Source organism: Georgenia phoenicis, assembly GCF_047302425.1.
GTDB lineage: Bacteria > Actinomycetota > Actinomycetes > Actinomycetales > Actinomycetaceae > Oceanitalea.
This window is the reverse complement of sequence record NZ_CP154855.1, coordinates 3,491,082-3,504,235: the sequence shown is the minus strand read 5'-3', so window position 1 is coordinate 3,504,235 and position 13,154 is coordinate 3,491,082. Positions and strand designations below refer to the sequence as shown.

14 protein-coding genes and 1 tRNA gene are annotated in these 13,154 nt (G+C 71.1%); 10 read left to right on the top strand and 5 right to left on the bottom strand.

Going from position 1 to position 13,154, the window contains the following annotated elements; all coding sequences use genetic code 11:
* Window positions 1-7: 7 nt before the first annotated feature.
* From AA0005_RS16525 to AA0005_RS16515, 3 genes are read left to right on the top strand one after another with little or no spacing between them, the layout of a single operon-like run.
* The gene (locus tag AA0005_RS16525; protein WP_413451190.1) at window positions 8-556 is read left to right on the top strand and encodes an SdpA family antimicrobial peptide system protein; all 549 of its coding nucleotides are present in this window, start codon (window positions 8-10) and stop codon (window positions 554-556) included.
* Window positions 550-1,545 carry a sporulation-delaying protein SdpB family protein gene (locus AA0005_RS16520; protein ID WP_413451189.1) on the top strand — a complete coding sequence of 332 codons (996 nt, stop codon included), beginning with the start codon at window positions 550-552 and terminating at the stop codon, window positions 1,543-1,545. The genes AA0005_RS16525 and AA0005_RS16520 overlap by 7 nt, the downstream gene beginning before the upstream one ends.
* Complete coding sequence (locus tag AA0005_RS16515) at window positions 1,542-2,489, top strand: hypothetical protein (RefSeq protein WP_413451188.1); 948 nt, start codon at window positions 1,542-1,544, stop codon at window positions 2,487-2,489. The genes AA0005_RS16520 and AA0005_RS16515 overlap by 4 nt, the downstream gene beginning before the upstream one ends.
* 71 nt (window positions 2,490-2,560) lie before the next feature.
* Here the strand turns inward: AA0005_RS16515 and AA0005_RS16510 are convergent, their stop codons facing one another.
* From AA0005_RS16510 to AA0005_RS16500, 3 genes are all read right to left on the bottom strand, one after another.
* Window positions 2,561-3,784: an ABC transporter permease gene (locus AA0005_RS16510; protein WP_413451187.1), complete on the bottom strand. Its 1,224-nt coding sequence runs from the start codon at window positions 3,782-3,784 to the stop codon at window positions 2,561-2,563.
* The gene (locus AA0005_RS16505; protein ID WP_413451186.1) at window positions 3,781-4,701 is read right to left on the bottom strand and encodes an ABC transporter ATP-binding protein; all 921 of its coding nucleotides are present in this window, start codon (window positions 4,699-4,701) and stop codon (window positions 3,781-3,783) included. Before AA0005_RS16505 ends, AA0005_RS16510 begins: the two co-directional genes overlap by 4 nt.
* A gap of 73 nt (window positions 4,702-4,774) precedes the next feature.
* Window positions 4,775-5,389 carry a TetR family transcriptional regulator gene (locus tag AA0005_RS16500; protein WP_413453116.1) on the bottom strand — a complete coding sequence of 205 codons (615 nt, stop codon included), beginning with the start codon at window positions 5,387-5,389 and terminating at the stop codon, window positions 4,775-4,777.
* 123 nt (window positions 5,390-5,512) lie between these two features.
* Between AA0005_RS16500 and AA0005_RS16495 the strand changes: the two genes are divergently transcribed.
* From AA0005_RS16495 to AA0005_RS16485, 3 genes are all read left to right on the top strand, one after another.
* A tRNA-Gln gene (locus AA0005_RS16495) sits at window positions 5,513-5,584 on the top strand.
* A 166-nt stretch (window positions 5,585-5,750) separates the two neighbouring features.
* Window positions 5,751-7,298, top strand: coding sequence for a bifunctional UDP-N-acetylglucosamine diphosphorylase/glucosamine-1-phosphate N-acetyltransferase GlmU (gene glmU / locus AA0005_RS16490; RefSeq protein ID WP_413453115.1), 1,548 nt, complete (start codon window positions 5,751-5,753; stop codon window positions 7,296-7,298).
* Complete coding sequence (locus AA0005_RS16485) at window positions 7,295-8,275, top strand: ribose-phosphate diphosphokinase (RefSeq protein WP_413451185.1); 981 nt, start codon at window positions 7,295-7,297, stop codon at window positions 8,273-8,275. Before glmU ends, AA0005_RS16485 begins: the two co-directional genes overlap by 4 nt.
* Before the next feature lie 135 nt (window positions 8,276-8,410).
* On the opposite strand, the gene AA0005_RS16480 is transcribed toward AA0005_RS16485, so the two are convergent.
* Window positions 8,411-9,610 carry an IS110 family transposase gene (locus AA0005_RS16480; protein WP_413450582.1) on the bottom strand — a complete coding sequence of 400 codons (1,200 nt, stop codon included), beginning with the start codon at window positions 9,608-9,610 and terminating at the stop codon, window positions 8,411-8,413.
* Between the two features lie 388 nt (window positions 9,611-9,998).
* On the opposite strand from AA0005_RS16480, the gene AA0005_RS16475 reads away from it, so the two are divergent.
* From AA0005_RS16475 to pth, 4 genes are all read left to right on the top strand, one after another.
* Window positions 9,999-10,595, top strand: coding sequence for a hypothetical protein (locus AA0005_RS16475; protein ID WP_413451184.1), 597 nt, complete (start codon window positions 9,999-10,001; stop codon window positions 10,593-10,595).
* Between the two features lie 23 nt (window positions 10,596-10,618).
* Entirely contained in the window at window positions 10,619-10,912 is a 294-nt protein-coding gene (locus AA0005_RS16470; RefSeq protein ID WP_413451183.1) for a hypothetical protein, read from the top strand.
* 209 nt (window positions 10,913-11,121) lie between these two features.
* Entirely contained in the window at window positions 11,122-11,742 is a 621-nt protein-coding gene (locus tag AA0005_RS16465) for a 50S ribosomal protein L25/general stress protein Ctc (RefSeq protein ID WP_413451182.1), read from the top strand.
* Between the two features lie 67 nt (window positions 11,743-11,809).
* Complete coding sequence (pth, locus tag AA0005_RS16460; protein ID WP_413451181.1) at window positions 11,810-12,403, top strand: aminoacyl-tRNA hydrolase; 594 nt, start codon at window positions 11,810-11,812, stop codon at window positions 12,401-12,403.
* 3 nt (window positions 12,404-12,406) lie between these two features.
* On the opposite strand, the gene AA0005_RS16455 is transcribed toward pth, so the two are convergent.
* On the bottom strand, window positions 12,407-13,027 hold the full coding sequence (locus AA0005_RS16455) for an L-threonylcarbamoyladenylate synthase (RefSeq protein ID WP_413451180.1): 621 nt from the start codon (window positions 13,025-13,027) through the stop codon (window positions 12,407-12,409).
* Window positions 13,028-13,154 lie beyond the last annotated feature (127 nt).

Genomic DNA, 13,154 nt, shown 5'->3' with positions numbered 1-13,154 from the left:
AGAGACCATGACGAAACAGACTATCGCCGCGACGGTCTCGTTTCTCGTCTCAGCACTGGTGCTGGGTAGTGCCATCTTCGTGTCGCTACCCAGCACCGTGCTGTATCCGCGAGACGGAAGTCCATTCCGCGAGGTGCTCGTCACCGTCCTGCCCGAGAGCTGGCCGTTCTTCACCAAACCGCCGTCCGACCCCGAGATCATCGCCTACGCCGTCGAGGACGGGACCATCACGTCCGCGTCGAGCTTTCCGAACGCGCGGTCCGAGAACTGGTTCGGGATCAAGCGCGCTCAGCGGGCGCAGGGGCCGGAGATGGCGAACCTGTCCAACCCGGTCCCCGTCGAGCACTGGGTGCAGTGCGACGAGGAGCCGGACGAGGACTGCCTGGTCCGTGCGGCGCAGAGTGAGGCCTTCGAGATCGTGAACGACTACCCCGCCCAGACGCTGTGCGGGTCCGTCATCATCGCCGAGACGAAGCCGGTCGCGTTCCCGTACCAGGACCTGTACAACGGCTGGCGCCTCGACGTCCAGGCAGCCCACTTGGAGGTCACGTGCTGAGAGCTTGGAACGCTTCTGTCGAGCGCCAGGTCCGGGCGTACTCCGGCTGGCACCTGCCGCTGGCAGCAGGACGCACGATCATTGCCCTGGCCCAGATCTCGATCCTTCTCCTCACCCCGGCCTCGGCACTGTTCGTCCCCGTCGCCGGCGGGGAGGCAATGTCCACGTGCGACAGGACGCTTGTGTTCCTGTCCCCGTACTGCTGGTTCGACGGGGCCGAGCAGGCAGTGAGCATCGCCGTCGTCGTCGCCCTCGTCTGGGTCGCGAGCGGGTTCTTGCCCCAGGTGTCGGGATTCGTCCACGCCTGGCTGAGCTTCTCCTTCGCCCAGGCGATCTCGCTTCCCGATGGCGGCGACTACGTGGCCCAGGTGGTGACGATCTTCCTCGCGTTCGTCTCGCTCGGTCACAACCGGCTGTGGTACTGGCAGCGGCCGAGGGAGGAGACGTCGGTGACGAGCGTCCGCGCCGCGGTCGGCGTCGGTGCCATGTGGGCGGTGCGGCTGCAGATCGCGTGGATCTACCTCAACAGCGGCCTGTCCAAGATCTCCGTCGGTGAGTGGCAGGAGGGCTCGGCGATCTACTACGTGACGAGGATGGAGTGGTTCGGCAGTGCGGGGATCCTCGGTGACCTCGTCATGTGGGCCACCTCGCTTCCCGGTGTCGCCCTCGCGGTGACGTGGGGGACCATCGTCGGGGAGTGCGCGATCGCGGTCCTCATCCTCCTGCCTCGGCGGGTGCCGGCAGTCGCCTGGGCGATCAGCGCCGCGCTGCATCTTGGCATCGTCGTGGTGATCGGCCTGTTCAGCTTCGGGTTCATCATGATCGGAGCCGTTCTCGCGGCAGCCGCACCCGGTGTCGCCATCGTCCTGGACGACCTGCGCCGATGGAGAGTGCGGCGACGCGAGCATCGGCCCGAGCCGGAGCCGGGCTCAGAGCCGGAGCCGGGCTCGGAGCCGGTCGCCGAGCTCGAGAACGCGGGTTCGGTATGACGGACCGTCCGAGCATTGCTCGCCTCTCGGCCGCGGCTCTCCTGGCCGCCCTTCCCGCCGTGGCGATCGCGACGTCGTTCACCGCCTGGGGTGAGGTCGGCGAACTGGCCGTGCACTGGGACGCGCGCGGTCAGGTGGACGGCGTGGTCGACGCCTTCCCCGTCTACCTCCTCGCCCAGGTGGTGTCGGTGCTCGGCTTCCTGGTCGCCGTGCCGTTCGTCCGTCCGGCGGTGACGCCGCTCAGGAGGAGGGCTGCACTCCTGGCGTCGGGTTCCGCGTCAGGGGTGGCGATGGCGGTGTGGCTGGTCCCGGCGGGACTCACCAACGCCGCGGGAGACGCCCGCGGCGCCGAGCTCAACGCCTGGTTCGTGCCCCTTGTCGCGTTCCTCTTCTACGGGCTCCTGCTCAGGAGCGTCGTGCCGAGGCCGGCCGAGGCCGCAGCCGGGGACGAGTCGCGGCGGCCCCTACCGGCCGGCGCGCACCCCGCCTGGTCACGGCTGGTCGTCTCGGTGCCGATGGTCGGTGCGGCAGTCGTCGCCGCCGGCGCTCTCGGGATCGGCGTCGTCGCCGCGCTGGACGCGGGCACGGGTTGGGCGGTGGGCCTGGGGGTCGTGGCGGCCGCGGTCGTGGTGGCCGTCCTCAGCCTGGCGTTCGTCCGGGTCACGGTCGATCACCGGGGTCTGTCGGCGCGCCCCGCCGCTGTCGGACCGAGCCTGGTGTCCGTCCCGCTGGGCGACGTGCTCTCGGTACAGACAGTCGACGTGGCTGCCTCGGAGTGGGGCGGGTGGGGCGTGAGGCGTCGGCGCGGCGAGATCGCCCTGGTCCTCCGCAGTGGCCCCGGCATGAAGGTCGAGCGGCGCAACGGACGCGCGGCGACCGTCACCCTGAGCGACCCGGGGGAGCCCGCAGCGGTCCTGCGCCAGCTGCTCGACAGGGCTCGCTGAGCCCCCGTACACGCCGAGAGCCGGACCCCTCCCAGAGGGGTCCGGCTCTCGGCGTGTACGGGCGGTGAGTCTCAGCCGCGCAGGGCGTCGGCGAGCTTCATCCGGCCACCGGTGTGGAGGACGCCGCGGCGGTAGACGCGCGCCGCGATCCACACGAGCACCGGGATGGTCGCGAGCGCGATGCCGATGGCCAGGAGCATCTCCCAGGTCTCGACGCCACCGAAGGCGCTGCGCACCGGCATCATGAACGGCGCGAAGAATGGGATCTGCGACAGCACGCGGACCGCGGTGCCGTCCGGGTCCGAGGTGACCATGATGATCGCCAGGTAGAACGGCACGAACATGAGGAACATGAGCGGCGTGGTGACCGCGCCGATCTCCTCCTGACGCGAGATGAGCGCCGCGAAGCCGCCGAAGAGCACGGCGAAGAGGATGAAGCCGAGGACGAACCACACGAGCGCGAGGACCAGTGCCGTCCCGAGGTCGATCTGGAAGCCCTCGAGCAGCCCGGTGACCCAGGCCGGGATCGCCGCGGCCGCGCCCAGGGCGACGACCTGGGCGAGACCGACGACGCCGATGCCGAGGATCTTGCCGGCGAGCAGCTCGGAGGGGCGGATGGTCGCGAGGAGGATCTCGACGACGCGCGAGGTCTTCTCCTCGACGACGCCCATCGCGATGAGCGAGCCGGAGCCGATGAGCGCGAAGAGCAGCAGGGAGATCGAGATGAAGCCGACGAGGTAGCGGGGGCCGAAGTCGGCGCCCTCCTCCTCGGTCTCGACGCTCGCCACCTGCGGGCCGGCAGTCGCGAGGGCCTCGTTGAAGGCCTGCGGGTCCCCGCCGAGCTCGCTCACCTGGGCCGAGAGGACGTGCGCCTGGACGGCGCTGGTGACGAGGCCGAGGAGCTGCTGGTCGGCCTCCTCCTCGACGAGCATCTCCGGGCGGGCCGGGTCCCCGCCGAGGAAGGCGTCGAGGTCCTCGGTGAGCCGGGACTCGGCGTCCTCGCGGGTGAGCTCCTCGACCTCGATCGTCGTGCCGAGGGCGGTGCCCGCGGCGGTGAGCTGGGGCTCGAGCTCGGCGACCGAGCTCTCGACCCCGACCGTGAAGTCCGCGGCGCCGTCGTCGTCCCGGTTGGCGAAGTAGTCGAGGACGAAGATGCCGACGACGATGACGACGACCATGATCGCCAGCGAGATGAGGTTGGACTTCGTGAAGAAGCGCGCCTTGACCTCGCGGCGGGCGACCATGCCGACGTTGGCGAGGGTGGAGTTGCGGCTCGTGCCGTTCTGCCTGCTCATGCTGCGTCCTTCTCCTCGGTCTCGCTGACGACGCCACGGAAGAGGTCGGCGAGCGAGGGCACGACCGGTCCGAACTCACGGAGCTGCCCCGCGGCGGTGGCGGCGGTGAGCAGCGGCTGCTCGACCCCCGCCTCGTGGCCGGTGAGCTCGACGACGACCTCGCGGCCGTCGTCGGACAGCACCCGCGCCCCGGGCACCATCCGCGCCCAGCCGGCGGCGGCGCCGTCGACGACGGCGCGCCAGCGGGCGTTGGGGGTGCGGCGCAGCTCCTCCTTGGTGCCGACGGCGACCATCTGGCCCGCGCGGACGATGCCCACGCGGTCGCACAGCCGCTCGACGAGGTCGAGCTGGTGGGAGGAGAAGATGACGGGGACGCCGGCGGCGGCGCGCTCGGACAGCACGCCGCTCATGACGTCGACGGCCACGGGGTCCAGGCCGGAGAAGGGCTCGTCGAGGACGAGGATCTCGGGGTCGTGGACGAGGGCGGCGGCGAGCTGGACGCGCTGCTGGTTGCCGAGCGAGAGCTTCTCGACGTCGTCCCCGCGGCGGGCCGCGACGCCCAGGCGCTCGGTCCACTGCTCCATCGCGGCGGTCGCCTGCTTCTCGTCCATGCCGTGGAGGCGGGCGAGGTAGACGAGCTGCTCGCCGACCTTCATCTTCGGGTACAGGCCCCGCTCCTCGGGCATGTAGCCGACGCGGCGGCGCATGTCGAGGTCGAGGGGCTGGCCCTTCCAGCGCACCTCACCAGAGTCCGCGGCGAGCACGCCGAGGGCGATGCGCATCGCCGTCGTCTTGCCGGCGCCGTTGGACCCCACGAAGCCGAAGATCTCCCCGGCGTCGACGGCGAAGGTGAGGTCGGTGAGGGCCCGGAGTGATCCGTAGGCCTTGTTGAGGTGGTCGAACTCGAGTTGCGGCATGGCCTCTTCCGTGGTCGCCGGGCGCTGTTCGCGGCGAGTCTAGGGCACGCCCCGGACACCACGGTGGACCCGCTCAGCCCGGCGACGAGTCGGGCAGACCGGTCAGCCGCGGGTTCTTCTCCAGGGACTGCAGCCCGTTCCACGAGAGGTTGACGAGGTGCGCCGCGACGGTCTCCCGGTCGGGGCTGCGCGCCTCGAGCCACCACTGGCCGGTGAGCGCGATCATCCCGACGAGCATCTGCGCGTAGATCGGTGCGGTGCTCGTCGGCAGGCCCCGACGGCGGAACTGCTCGGCCAGCAGGTGCTCCACCTGGGTGGCGACGTCCCCGATGAGCGAGGAGAAGGTGCCGGTCGCCTGCGCGACCGGGGAGTCGCGCACGAGGATGCGGAAGCCGTCGGTGTTGAGCTCGATGTACTCGAGGAGCGCCAGCGCGGTGCGCTCGACGATGCGCTTGGGGTGCCCGCCGGACTCGAGGGCGCCACTGAGCGCGGCGAGCAGCTGCTGCAGCTCGCGGTCGACGATGACGGCGTACATGCCCTCCTTGCCGCCGAAGTGCTCGTAGACCACCGGCTTGGAGACCTTCGCGCGCGAGGCGATCTCCTCCACGCTCGTCCCCTCGAAGCCCTTCTCGGCGAAGAGCTCGCGGCTGACGGCCAGCAGCTGCTCGCGCCGCTGGCTGGCGGTCATGCGGGCGCGAGAGGTGCGAGATCGGTCACTGGTCACCGACCCATCATGCCGTGTACGACGCGGGCGGCGGCGGCGCGCCTGCCCGGCCTGGCACACTGGGCGCTGCGCCGTCGCGCGGCGCGGTCCGCCCTGGTGTAACGGCAGCACACAGGCCTTTGGTGCCTTGAGGTCCGGGTTCGAATCCTGGGGGCGGAGCCCGGCGGCGGCCAGGGACCGCGGGCCCGGGCGCCGCGCGCCGGGATAGAGTGGTGAGCGCACAAAGCCCGGGGACCGCCCCGAGCAGGACCCGACGAGGGAGCCGACACGCGTGAGTGCCCAGCCAGCCGCCGTCATCGTCCTTGCCGCAGGTGAGGGAACCCGGATGAAGTCCCGCACCCCCAAGGTTCTCCACCGCATCGGCGGGCGCAGCCTCCTCGGCTTCACGCTCCGCGCGGGTGCCGAGCTCGAGCCGCGACGCCTCGCCGTCGTCGTCCGTCACGAGCGGGACACCGTCGCCGCGCACGCCGAGGAGCAGCTGCCCGGTGTCGTCGTCGTCGACCAGGACGCCGTGCCCGGCACGGGCCGCGCGGTCCAGTGCGCGCTCGGCGTCCTCGACGGGCTCGAGGAGGCCGGTGCGGCGCTCCTGTCGGGCGTCACCGCGTCCAGCGGCGGACGGCTCGAGGGCCCCGTCGTCGTCACCGCCGGGGACGTGCCCCTCCTCGACTCCGCCACCCTGCAGCAGATGCTGACGGCGCACGAGGCCGACGGCAACGCTGTCACCCTGCTCAGCACCCGCCTGCCCGACCCCTACGGCTACGGCCGCGTCGTGCGCGACGAGAGCGGCGACGTCGTCGCGATCGTCGAGGAGCGCGACGCCAGCGCCGAGCAGCGCGAGATCGACGAGATCAACGCCTCGGTCTACGTCTTCGACGCCGAGGTCCTGCGCGACGCGCTCACCCGCGTGGACGACGCCAACGACCAGGGCGAGGTCTACCTCACCGACGTCGTCGCCCTCGCCCACCGCGACGGCAAGCGGGTGCGCGCGCTCGTCGTCGAGGACGAGTGGCTCGTCACCGGCGTCAACGACCGCGCCCAGCTCGCCGAGCTCGGCGCCGAGCTCAACCGCCGCATCGTCACCGAGTGGATGCGCTCCGGCGTCACGGTCGTCGACCCCGCCACGACGTGGATCGACGTCGACGTCCGCCTCGGCCGCGACGTCACCATCCACCCCGGCACCCAGCTGCACGGCGCGACGAGCGTCGACGACGGCGCGGAGATCGGCCCGGACACCACCCTGCGGGACGTCGTCGTCGGTGCCGACGCCACCGTCGTGCGCACCCACGGCTTCAGCGCCCGGGTCGGGGCGGGCGCGACCGTCGGTCCCTTCGCCTACCTGCGCCAGGACACCGTCCTGGGCGAGGGCGGCAAGATCGGCACCTTCGTCGAGACCAAGGACGCGCAGATCGGCGCCGGCTCCAAGGTCCCGCACCTGTCCTACGTCGGTGACGCGGAGATCGGGGAGGGCACGAACATCGGTGCCGCCTCCGTCTTCGTCAACTACGACGGCGTGAACAAGCACCGCTCGAAGGTCGGCAACGGGGCGCGCACCGGCTCGGACAACATGTTCGTCGCGCCCGTCACCGTCGGCGCCGGCGCCTACACCGGTGCCGGCACCGTCCTGCTCAAGGACGTCCCGCCCGGCGCGCTGGCGGTCAACTCGATGACCCAGCGCAACATCGAGGGCTGGGTGCTGCGCCGCCGGCCCGGCACGCCGTCGGCGGAGGCCGCGAGCAAGGCGCTCGCTGCCGACGACGAGCGCGAGCTCTCCCCCCAGGCTCGGGCCGAGCTGGCCCGCGGTAACCACGGAACCGCCGTCCCCCGCGACGGCGAGGCCACCTCCGACACGACCGGGAGCAGCACCGAGCGATGACAGGCATCACCTCACGCGGCGAGAAGCGACTCGTCCTTGTGTCCGGACGGGCGCACCCCGCACTGGCGAGCGCCGTCGCCGACGAGCTCGGCACCGAGCTCGTCCCCACCACCGCCTACGACTTCGCCAACGGTGAGATCTACGTCCGCTTCGAGGAGAGCGTGCGCGGCTCGGACGCCTTCGTGCTCCAGTCGCACACGGCGCCGATCAACCAGTGGCTCATGGAGCAGCTGCTCATGGTCGACGCGCTCAAGCGCGCCTCGGCCAAGCGGATCACGGTCATCGCGCCCTTCTACCCCTACGCGCGGCAGGACAAGAAGCACCGCGGCCGCGAGCCCATCTCCGCGCGCTTCATTGCCGACATGTTCAAGACCGCCGGCGCCGACCGCCTCATGTCGGTCGACCTGCACGCCGCGCAGGTCCAGGGCTTCTTCGACGGGCCGGTCGACCACCTGTGGGCGATGCCGATCCTCACCGACTACGTCCGCTCGCGGGTCGACACGAGCAACGTCACGGTCGTCTCCCCGGACGCCGGCCGCATCCGCGTGGCGGAGAAGTGGGCCGAGAAGCTCGGCGGGGGGCCGCTGGCCTTCGTCCACAAGACTCGCGACATCACCAAGCCGAACCAGGCGGTGGCCAACCGCGTCGTCGGTGAGGTCGAGGGGCGCACCTGCGTGCTCGTCGACGACCTCATCGACACCGGCGGGACGATCGCCGAGGCCGTCAAGGTGGTCAAGGCGGCCGGGGCGCGGGACGTCATCGTCGCCGCCACCCACGGCGTGCTCTCCGACCCGGCCGCCCAGCGGCTGAGCGAGTGCGGCGCCCGCGAGGTCGTCATCACCGACACCCTCCCGCTGGACGCGAGCAAGCACTTCCCCCAGCTCACGGTGCTGCCGATCGCCCCGCTCCTGGCCCGCGCCATCCGCGCGGTGTTCGACGACGGCTCGGTGACCAGCCTCTTCGACGGCAACGCGTAAGGCCCGTCTTGGGGAGGCCGCCGCCTTCCTCCGGAGCCGAGCGCACGCGAAAGTGACGACCGCGGGTGTCATGACACCCGCGGTCGTCACTTTCGCCTGCGCTCGCGTGTTGGGGGGGTGCCCCTATCTCCTTTGTCAAGCGGCTAGGGGTGTCGGGGCGTCGTAGAGGGAGCCGTCTCGGAGCATGGCGTAGAGGACGTCGCAGCGTCTGCGTGCTAGTGCGATGAGTGCCTGGTTGTGCTTCTTGCCCTCGGCGCGTTTGCGGTCGTAGTAGCGGCGGGAGACCGGGTCGCTGAGGGAGGCGAAGGCAGCGAGGAACAGTGCGCGTTTGAGGACCTTGTTGCCAGCCCGGTTGGGATGCTCGCCGCGGATGGAGGTGCCAGAGCGGCGTGTGACGGGGGCCAGGCCGGCGTAGGAGGCCATGTGTGCGGCGGAGGTGAAGTTCTTCCCGGCGAGCTCGGTCAGGAGCCGTGCGGTGGTCCTGATGCCATTGCCCGGCATAGACATCAGGACCGGGTGAAGAGGGTGGTCGCGCACCAGTTCTTCGACCGTTGCCGCGATGTCGTCGCGCTGGGCGCGTAGCTCGGCGAGCTGGGCGGCCAGGCGCGGCAGCACGACCCCGGCGGCGCTGGTGCCGGCGACGACCACGGTCTGCTCGGCCAACGCGGCGGTGATCTCCTCGGCGAGTCGCCTCCCCATGCGCGGGGCTCGCTTGGTCAGCCGGGTGGCGATGCGCTTGGTGCCGGCCGTCTTGAGGTCTGCCGGGGTCGGCCAGGCCTGGATCAGGTCGAGCACGGCCGGGTGGTCCAGATGCTTACCCAGGACCCGCTCGAGTGCGGGATGGATCTGGGTCAGCAGCCCTCGCAGCCGGTTAGACGTGGCGGTGATCTGCCCGCGCAGGTCGTCATCGAAGCCGCAGAGCATCGCCAGCTCGGCGATCTGCTCATCGGCCATCTCTATCGACCGCAGCGTGTGAGGCATGGTCCGTGCGGCCTCGGCGATGATGAGCGCATCGCGGGCGTCAGTCTTGGCGTTGCCCGGGTGTAGGTCGGCGATCCGGCGCATTGACAGCCCCGGCAAGTACCCGACCGTGGCGCCGGCGTCGCGGGCGACAGCCAGCGGCAGCGCGCCGATCGTGGCGGGCTGGTCCACGACCATCAAGACCGGCCCGTGAGTGGCGAGCTTCGCCAGAATCGCGCGCAGTTTCCCCTCGTCGTTGGGCAGCGGCTTATCGAACAGGACCTTCCCGGTCCGGTCCAAGGCAACCGCGTGGTGCTCGCTCTTACCGACGTCGAGACCGACGAAGACCTCGATGTGGTGGTGTTCCTGGATCATGCCTGACCTCCGTAACTCACCGCCCTGGACCAATGACGCTGGACTGTCCGCGGTGGCTGACGTCGGCATCCACGTTACGAAGGCGACTCCGCACCCCCGGGTGAGGGTGTCTGGCCCGGCCCCTATCAGCGATCACCAGCCACCTATCGGCCTCGGCGGCAACACCCCCCGGATCATCAACGACTGGGGGCAAAGAGCCATACCGAGCCCGACAGGCCAGCACCCCCGAAACATCACTCCCCGAGGGATAGCTAGAAGGTAACGGGGGTGGTTGGTGACCGGTGAGGGTTCGCCCGGGATGCTCCACAGGCGACGGCGGGTGGCGAGCGTTCCACCGGACCGCGCCTCCTCCGGGCCGGGTGAGCGGGAGGTGCCCGACGCTGGCTCGATGAACCAGCTGCCTCCCACCCTGATCCGAACGCGCCAGGCCGTCTCGCGAGGTGTCGACCCCAGGAGGAACGCCTCCGAGTTCGTCAAGGTCCGGCACGGCACCTATCTGCCACGTCCGGAGTGGGAAGCCGCCGGGAAGGAGCGGCGGTACGAGCTCTACGTCCGGGCAACAGTCGAGTCCATGAAGGTCACGGCACCGGTGGCCCGCGAGTCGGCAGCGGTCCTGCTCGGGCTTCCCGTCGTCGGTCCGTGGCCGACGGTCACACACGTCGTGGAGGAGGCGGGTTCCGGAGGTCGTGGCAGCGCCCACGTGGTGCGCCACGGGACCCGGCACGTGCCCGAGGTGGTTCTCGTCGACGGCATCGCCGTGACATCGGCGCCGCGCACCGTCGTGGACCTGGCACGGGTGCGGAGCTTCGCCTCAGGACTGACGAGCGCCGACCACGCACTCAGGCACGGCCTCGTGACGACCGCGGAGCTCGAGGCCGAGGTCGAGCGGCTCGCAGGCACTCGGGGCATCCAGCGTGCCCGTGCTGTCGTCGAGCACGCAGACGGACGCGCTGAGTCTGTCGGTGAGTCACTGAGCCGCAGATGATCACCTTGGCGGTGCCCCTACCGGTGCTGCAGGAGGAGTTCTTCGACGAGAACGGCTTCATCGGCCGCACCGACTTCTGGTGGCCGGAGCTCGGCCTGTGCGGAGAGTTCGACGGCTTCGTGAAGTTCGGACGCGAGATCACGGGCTCCGACGAGGATGCGCGCGAGGCTCTCTGGAAGGAGAAGCAGCGGGAGGACCGGTTGCGCCGGCTGGGGAACGACGTGGCGCGCTGGATCTGGGACGAGGCCTACCGCCTCGAGACCTTCGCGCGCCTGATGGCATCGGCCGGCCTCATCCCGGGCAGCGACCGCAGGTGAAGTCGCCGAGCGCGCCTGCGGTGCGGGTAGCGGTCGTCACGTTCACCTGCGCTCGATCGGGTGGTCGCGCGTCGGGTACCATTGACAGGTTGCCTCGGCGAGGGAGTTCGGACACCGGCTCCGTGATCGACGCGGTGGTGCCTGCGGGTGCCGCGTGTCCTCCCGCGCCCTGGCGCTGCCGCCGACCCGACGCCCAACAGGAGACTCCCGTGGCCGACACCCACACCCTCAACGCCTCTGTCCGCACCGAGTTCGGCAAGGGCGCCGCGCGCCGCACCCGCCGCGCGAACCTCATCCCGGCCGTCCTCTACGGGCACGGCGCCGCCCCGCAGCACCTCGCGCTCGAGTCCCACGCGACCTTCCTCGCGCTCAAGGACAACCCGAACGCGCTGCTCACGCTCGTCATCGACGGCAAGGAGCAGACCGCCCTCGCCAAGGACATCCAGCGCGACCCGGTCCGCCGCACCATCGACCACGTCGACCTCGTCATCGTCCGCAAGGGCGAGAAGGTCACCGTCGAGGTCCCCGTCCACGTCGTCGGCGAGTCGGCCCCCGGCACGATCCACCAGATCGAGCTGCAGAACCTCACCGTGACCGTCCCCGCGACCCGGATCCCCGAGGTCGTCGAGGTCAACATCGAGGGTCTCGAGGACGGCACCATCGTGCGCGTCAGCGACATCCCCCGCCCGGACGACGCCACCATCGACGACGACGCCGAGCACGAGGTCGTCATCATCTCGACCCCGCGCGTCTCGGCCGACGACCTGGCCGCCGACGAGGCCTCCGCCGAGGCGGGCGCCTCCGCCGGCGCGGACTCCTCCGAGGCCTGATGCCCTGAGCCCACGTCACGCCTCCGGGCGTGACGTGGGCTCACGTCTGTGCAGGGAGAGAAGGACAATGAACGACACCTGGCTCGTCGCCGGGCTCGGCAACCCCGGGCCGAAGTACGCGGGCAACCGGCACAACGTCGGGCGCATGGTCATCGACGTCCTCGCCCGCCGCGCGGGCACCTCCCTCACCGGCCACAAGGCTCGCGCGCACGTCGCCGACGCGCGCCTCGGCGTGCTGCCCGGCGGGGCGCCCGGCCCCCGGGTGGTCCTCGCGATCCCCGGCACGTACATGAACCTGTCGGGCGAGCCGGTCAGCGCGCTGCTGCGCTTCTACGACATCCCCCCGGAGCGGCTCCTCGTCGTCCACGACGAGCTCGACCTCCCGCCGAGCACGCTCAAGCTCAAGCGTGGGGGCGGGGAGGGCGGCCACAACGGCCTGCGCTCCATCTCCAGCGCCATCGGGACCAAGGACTACGTCCGCCTGCGCGTGGGCATCGGGCGCCCGCCGGGCCGGATGGACGCGGCCGACTTCGTCCTGCGCGACTTTTCGCCGCCCGAGCGTCCCGAGCTGCTCGTCACGCTCGAGGAGGCCGCCGACGCCGTCGAGCGGGTCGTCACCGAGGGCCTGGAGAAGGCGCAGCTGCGCCTCCACACCGCCTGAGGCTCACTCGAAGCGGGAGGTGTCTCCCGCCCCGGCCCGCACCACCTCGGGCGCCCCGCCGGTGAGGTCGACGACCGTCGTCGGCTCGACCGACGTCACGGGGGCGTCGACGACGACGTCGACGAGGTGGCCGATCTCGTCGTTGACGACCCAGCCCTCCGACATCGTCTCGGCGCTCCCCGGCAGGATGAGCGTCGAGGTGAGCATCGGCTCCCCGAGCTCGGCCAGCAGCGCGAGCGCGACCCGGTGGTCGGGCACCCGCACCCCGACGGTGAGCTTCTTCGGCTGGAGCATCATCCGCGGCACCTCCTTCGTCGCCTTGACGATGAAGGTGTAGGGCCCGGGCGTCAGCGACTTCACCAGCCGGAAGTTCGCGTTGTCGAGGATGACGAAGGTCCCCGCCTGTGCGAGCGTCGCGCACATGAGCGTGAAGTGGTGCTTGTCGTCCAGCCGCCGGATCGTGCGGATCCGGTCGAGGGCGTCCTTGCTGCCCAGCCGGGCGCCCAGCGCGTACCCGGAGTCGGTGGGGTAGGCGATGAGACCGCCGTCGCGCAGCACCTCGGTCACCTGGGACAGGCGACGGGGCTGCGGGTCCTGGGGGTGAAGCTCGACGTAGCGCGCCATCGGCCCAGTGTGCCGCAGCGGCACGGGACCTGCCTTCCCGGGCGGCCGCTGCGCTCTGGGCGGAACGGCCGCCCGCCACGGTGCCGCAACGCGCCGGGACCGTAGAATCGACGGGTTGCCCGCCGTC

What these genes read in the sequence shown, in the direction of transcription:
- AA0005_RS16525 (WP_413451190.1), top strand. Translation starts at nt 8, where the DNA reads ATGACGAAACAGACTATCGCCGCGACGGTCTCGTTTCTCGTCTCAGCA.
- AA0005_RS16515 (WP_413451188.1), top strand. Translation starts at nt 1,542, where the DNA reads ATGACGGACCGTCCGAGCATTGCTCGCCTCTCGGCCGCGGCTCTCCTG.
- AA0005_RS16510 (WP_413451187.1), bottom strand. Translation starts at nt 3,784, where the DNA reads ATGAGCAGGCAGAACGGCACGAGCCGCAACTCCACCCTCGCCAACGTC.
- AA0005_RS16505 (WP_413451186.1), bottom strand. Translation starts at nt 4,701, where the DNA reads ATGCCGCAACTCGAGTTCGACCACCTCAACAAGGCCTACGGATCACTC.
- AA0005_RS16500 (WP_413453116.1), bottom strand. Translation starts at nt 5,389, where the DNA reads ATGACCGCCAGCCAGCGGCGCGAGCAGCTGCTGGCCGTCAGCCGCGAG.
- glmU (WP_413453115.1), top strand. Translation starts at nt 5,751, where the DNA reads ATGAAGTCCCGCACCCCCAAGGTTCTCCACCGCATCGGCGGGCGCAGC.
- AA0005_RS16485 (WP_413451185.1), top strand. Translation starts at nt 7,295, where the DNA reads ATGACAGGCATCACCTCACGCGGCGAGAAGCGACTCGTCCTTGTGTCC.
- AA0005_RS16480 (WP_413450582.1), bottom strand. Translation starts at nt 9,610, where the DNA reads ATGATCCAGGAACACCACCACATCGAGGTCTTCGTCGGTCTCGACGTC.
- AA0005_RS16475 (WP_413451184.1), top strand. Translation starts at nt 9,999, where the DNA reads ATGAACCAGCTGCCTCCCACCCTGATCCGAACGCGCCAGGCCGTCTCG.
- pth (WP_413451181.1), top strand. Translation starts at nt 11,810, where the DNA reads ATGAACGACACCTGGCTCGTCGCCGGGCTCGGCAACCCCGGGCCGAAG.
- AA0005_RS16455 (WP_413451180.1), bottom strand. Translation starts at nt 13,027, where the DNA reads ATGGCGCGCTACGTCGAGCTTCACCCCCAGGACCCGCAGCCCCGTCGC.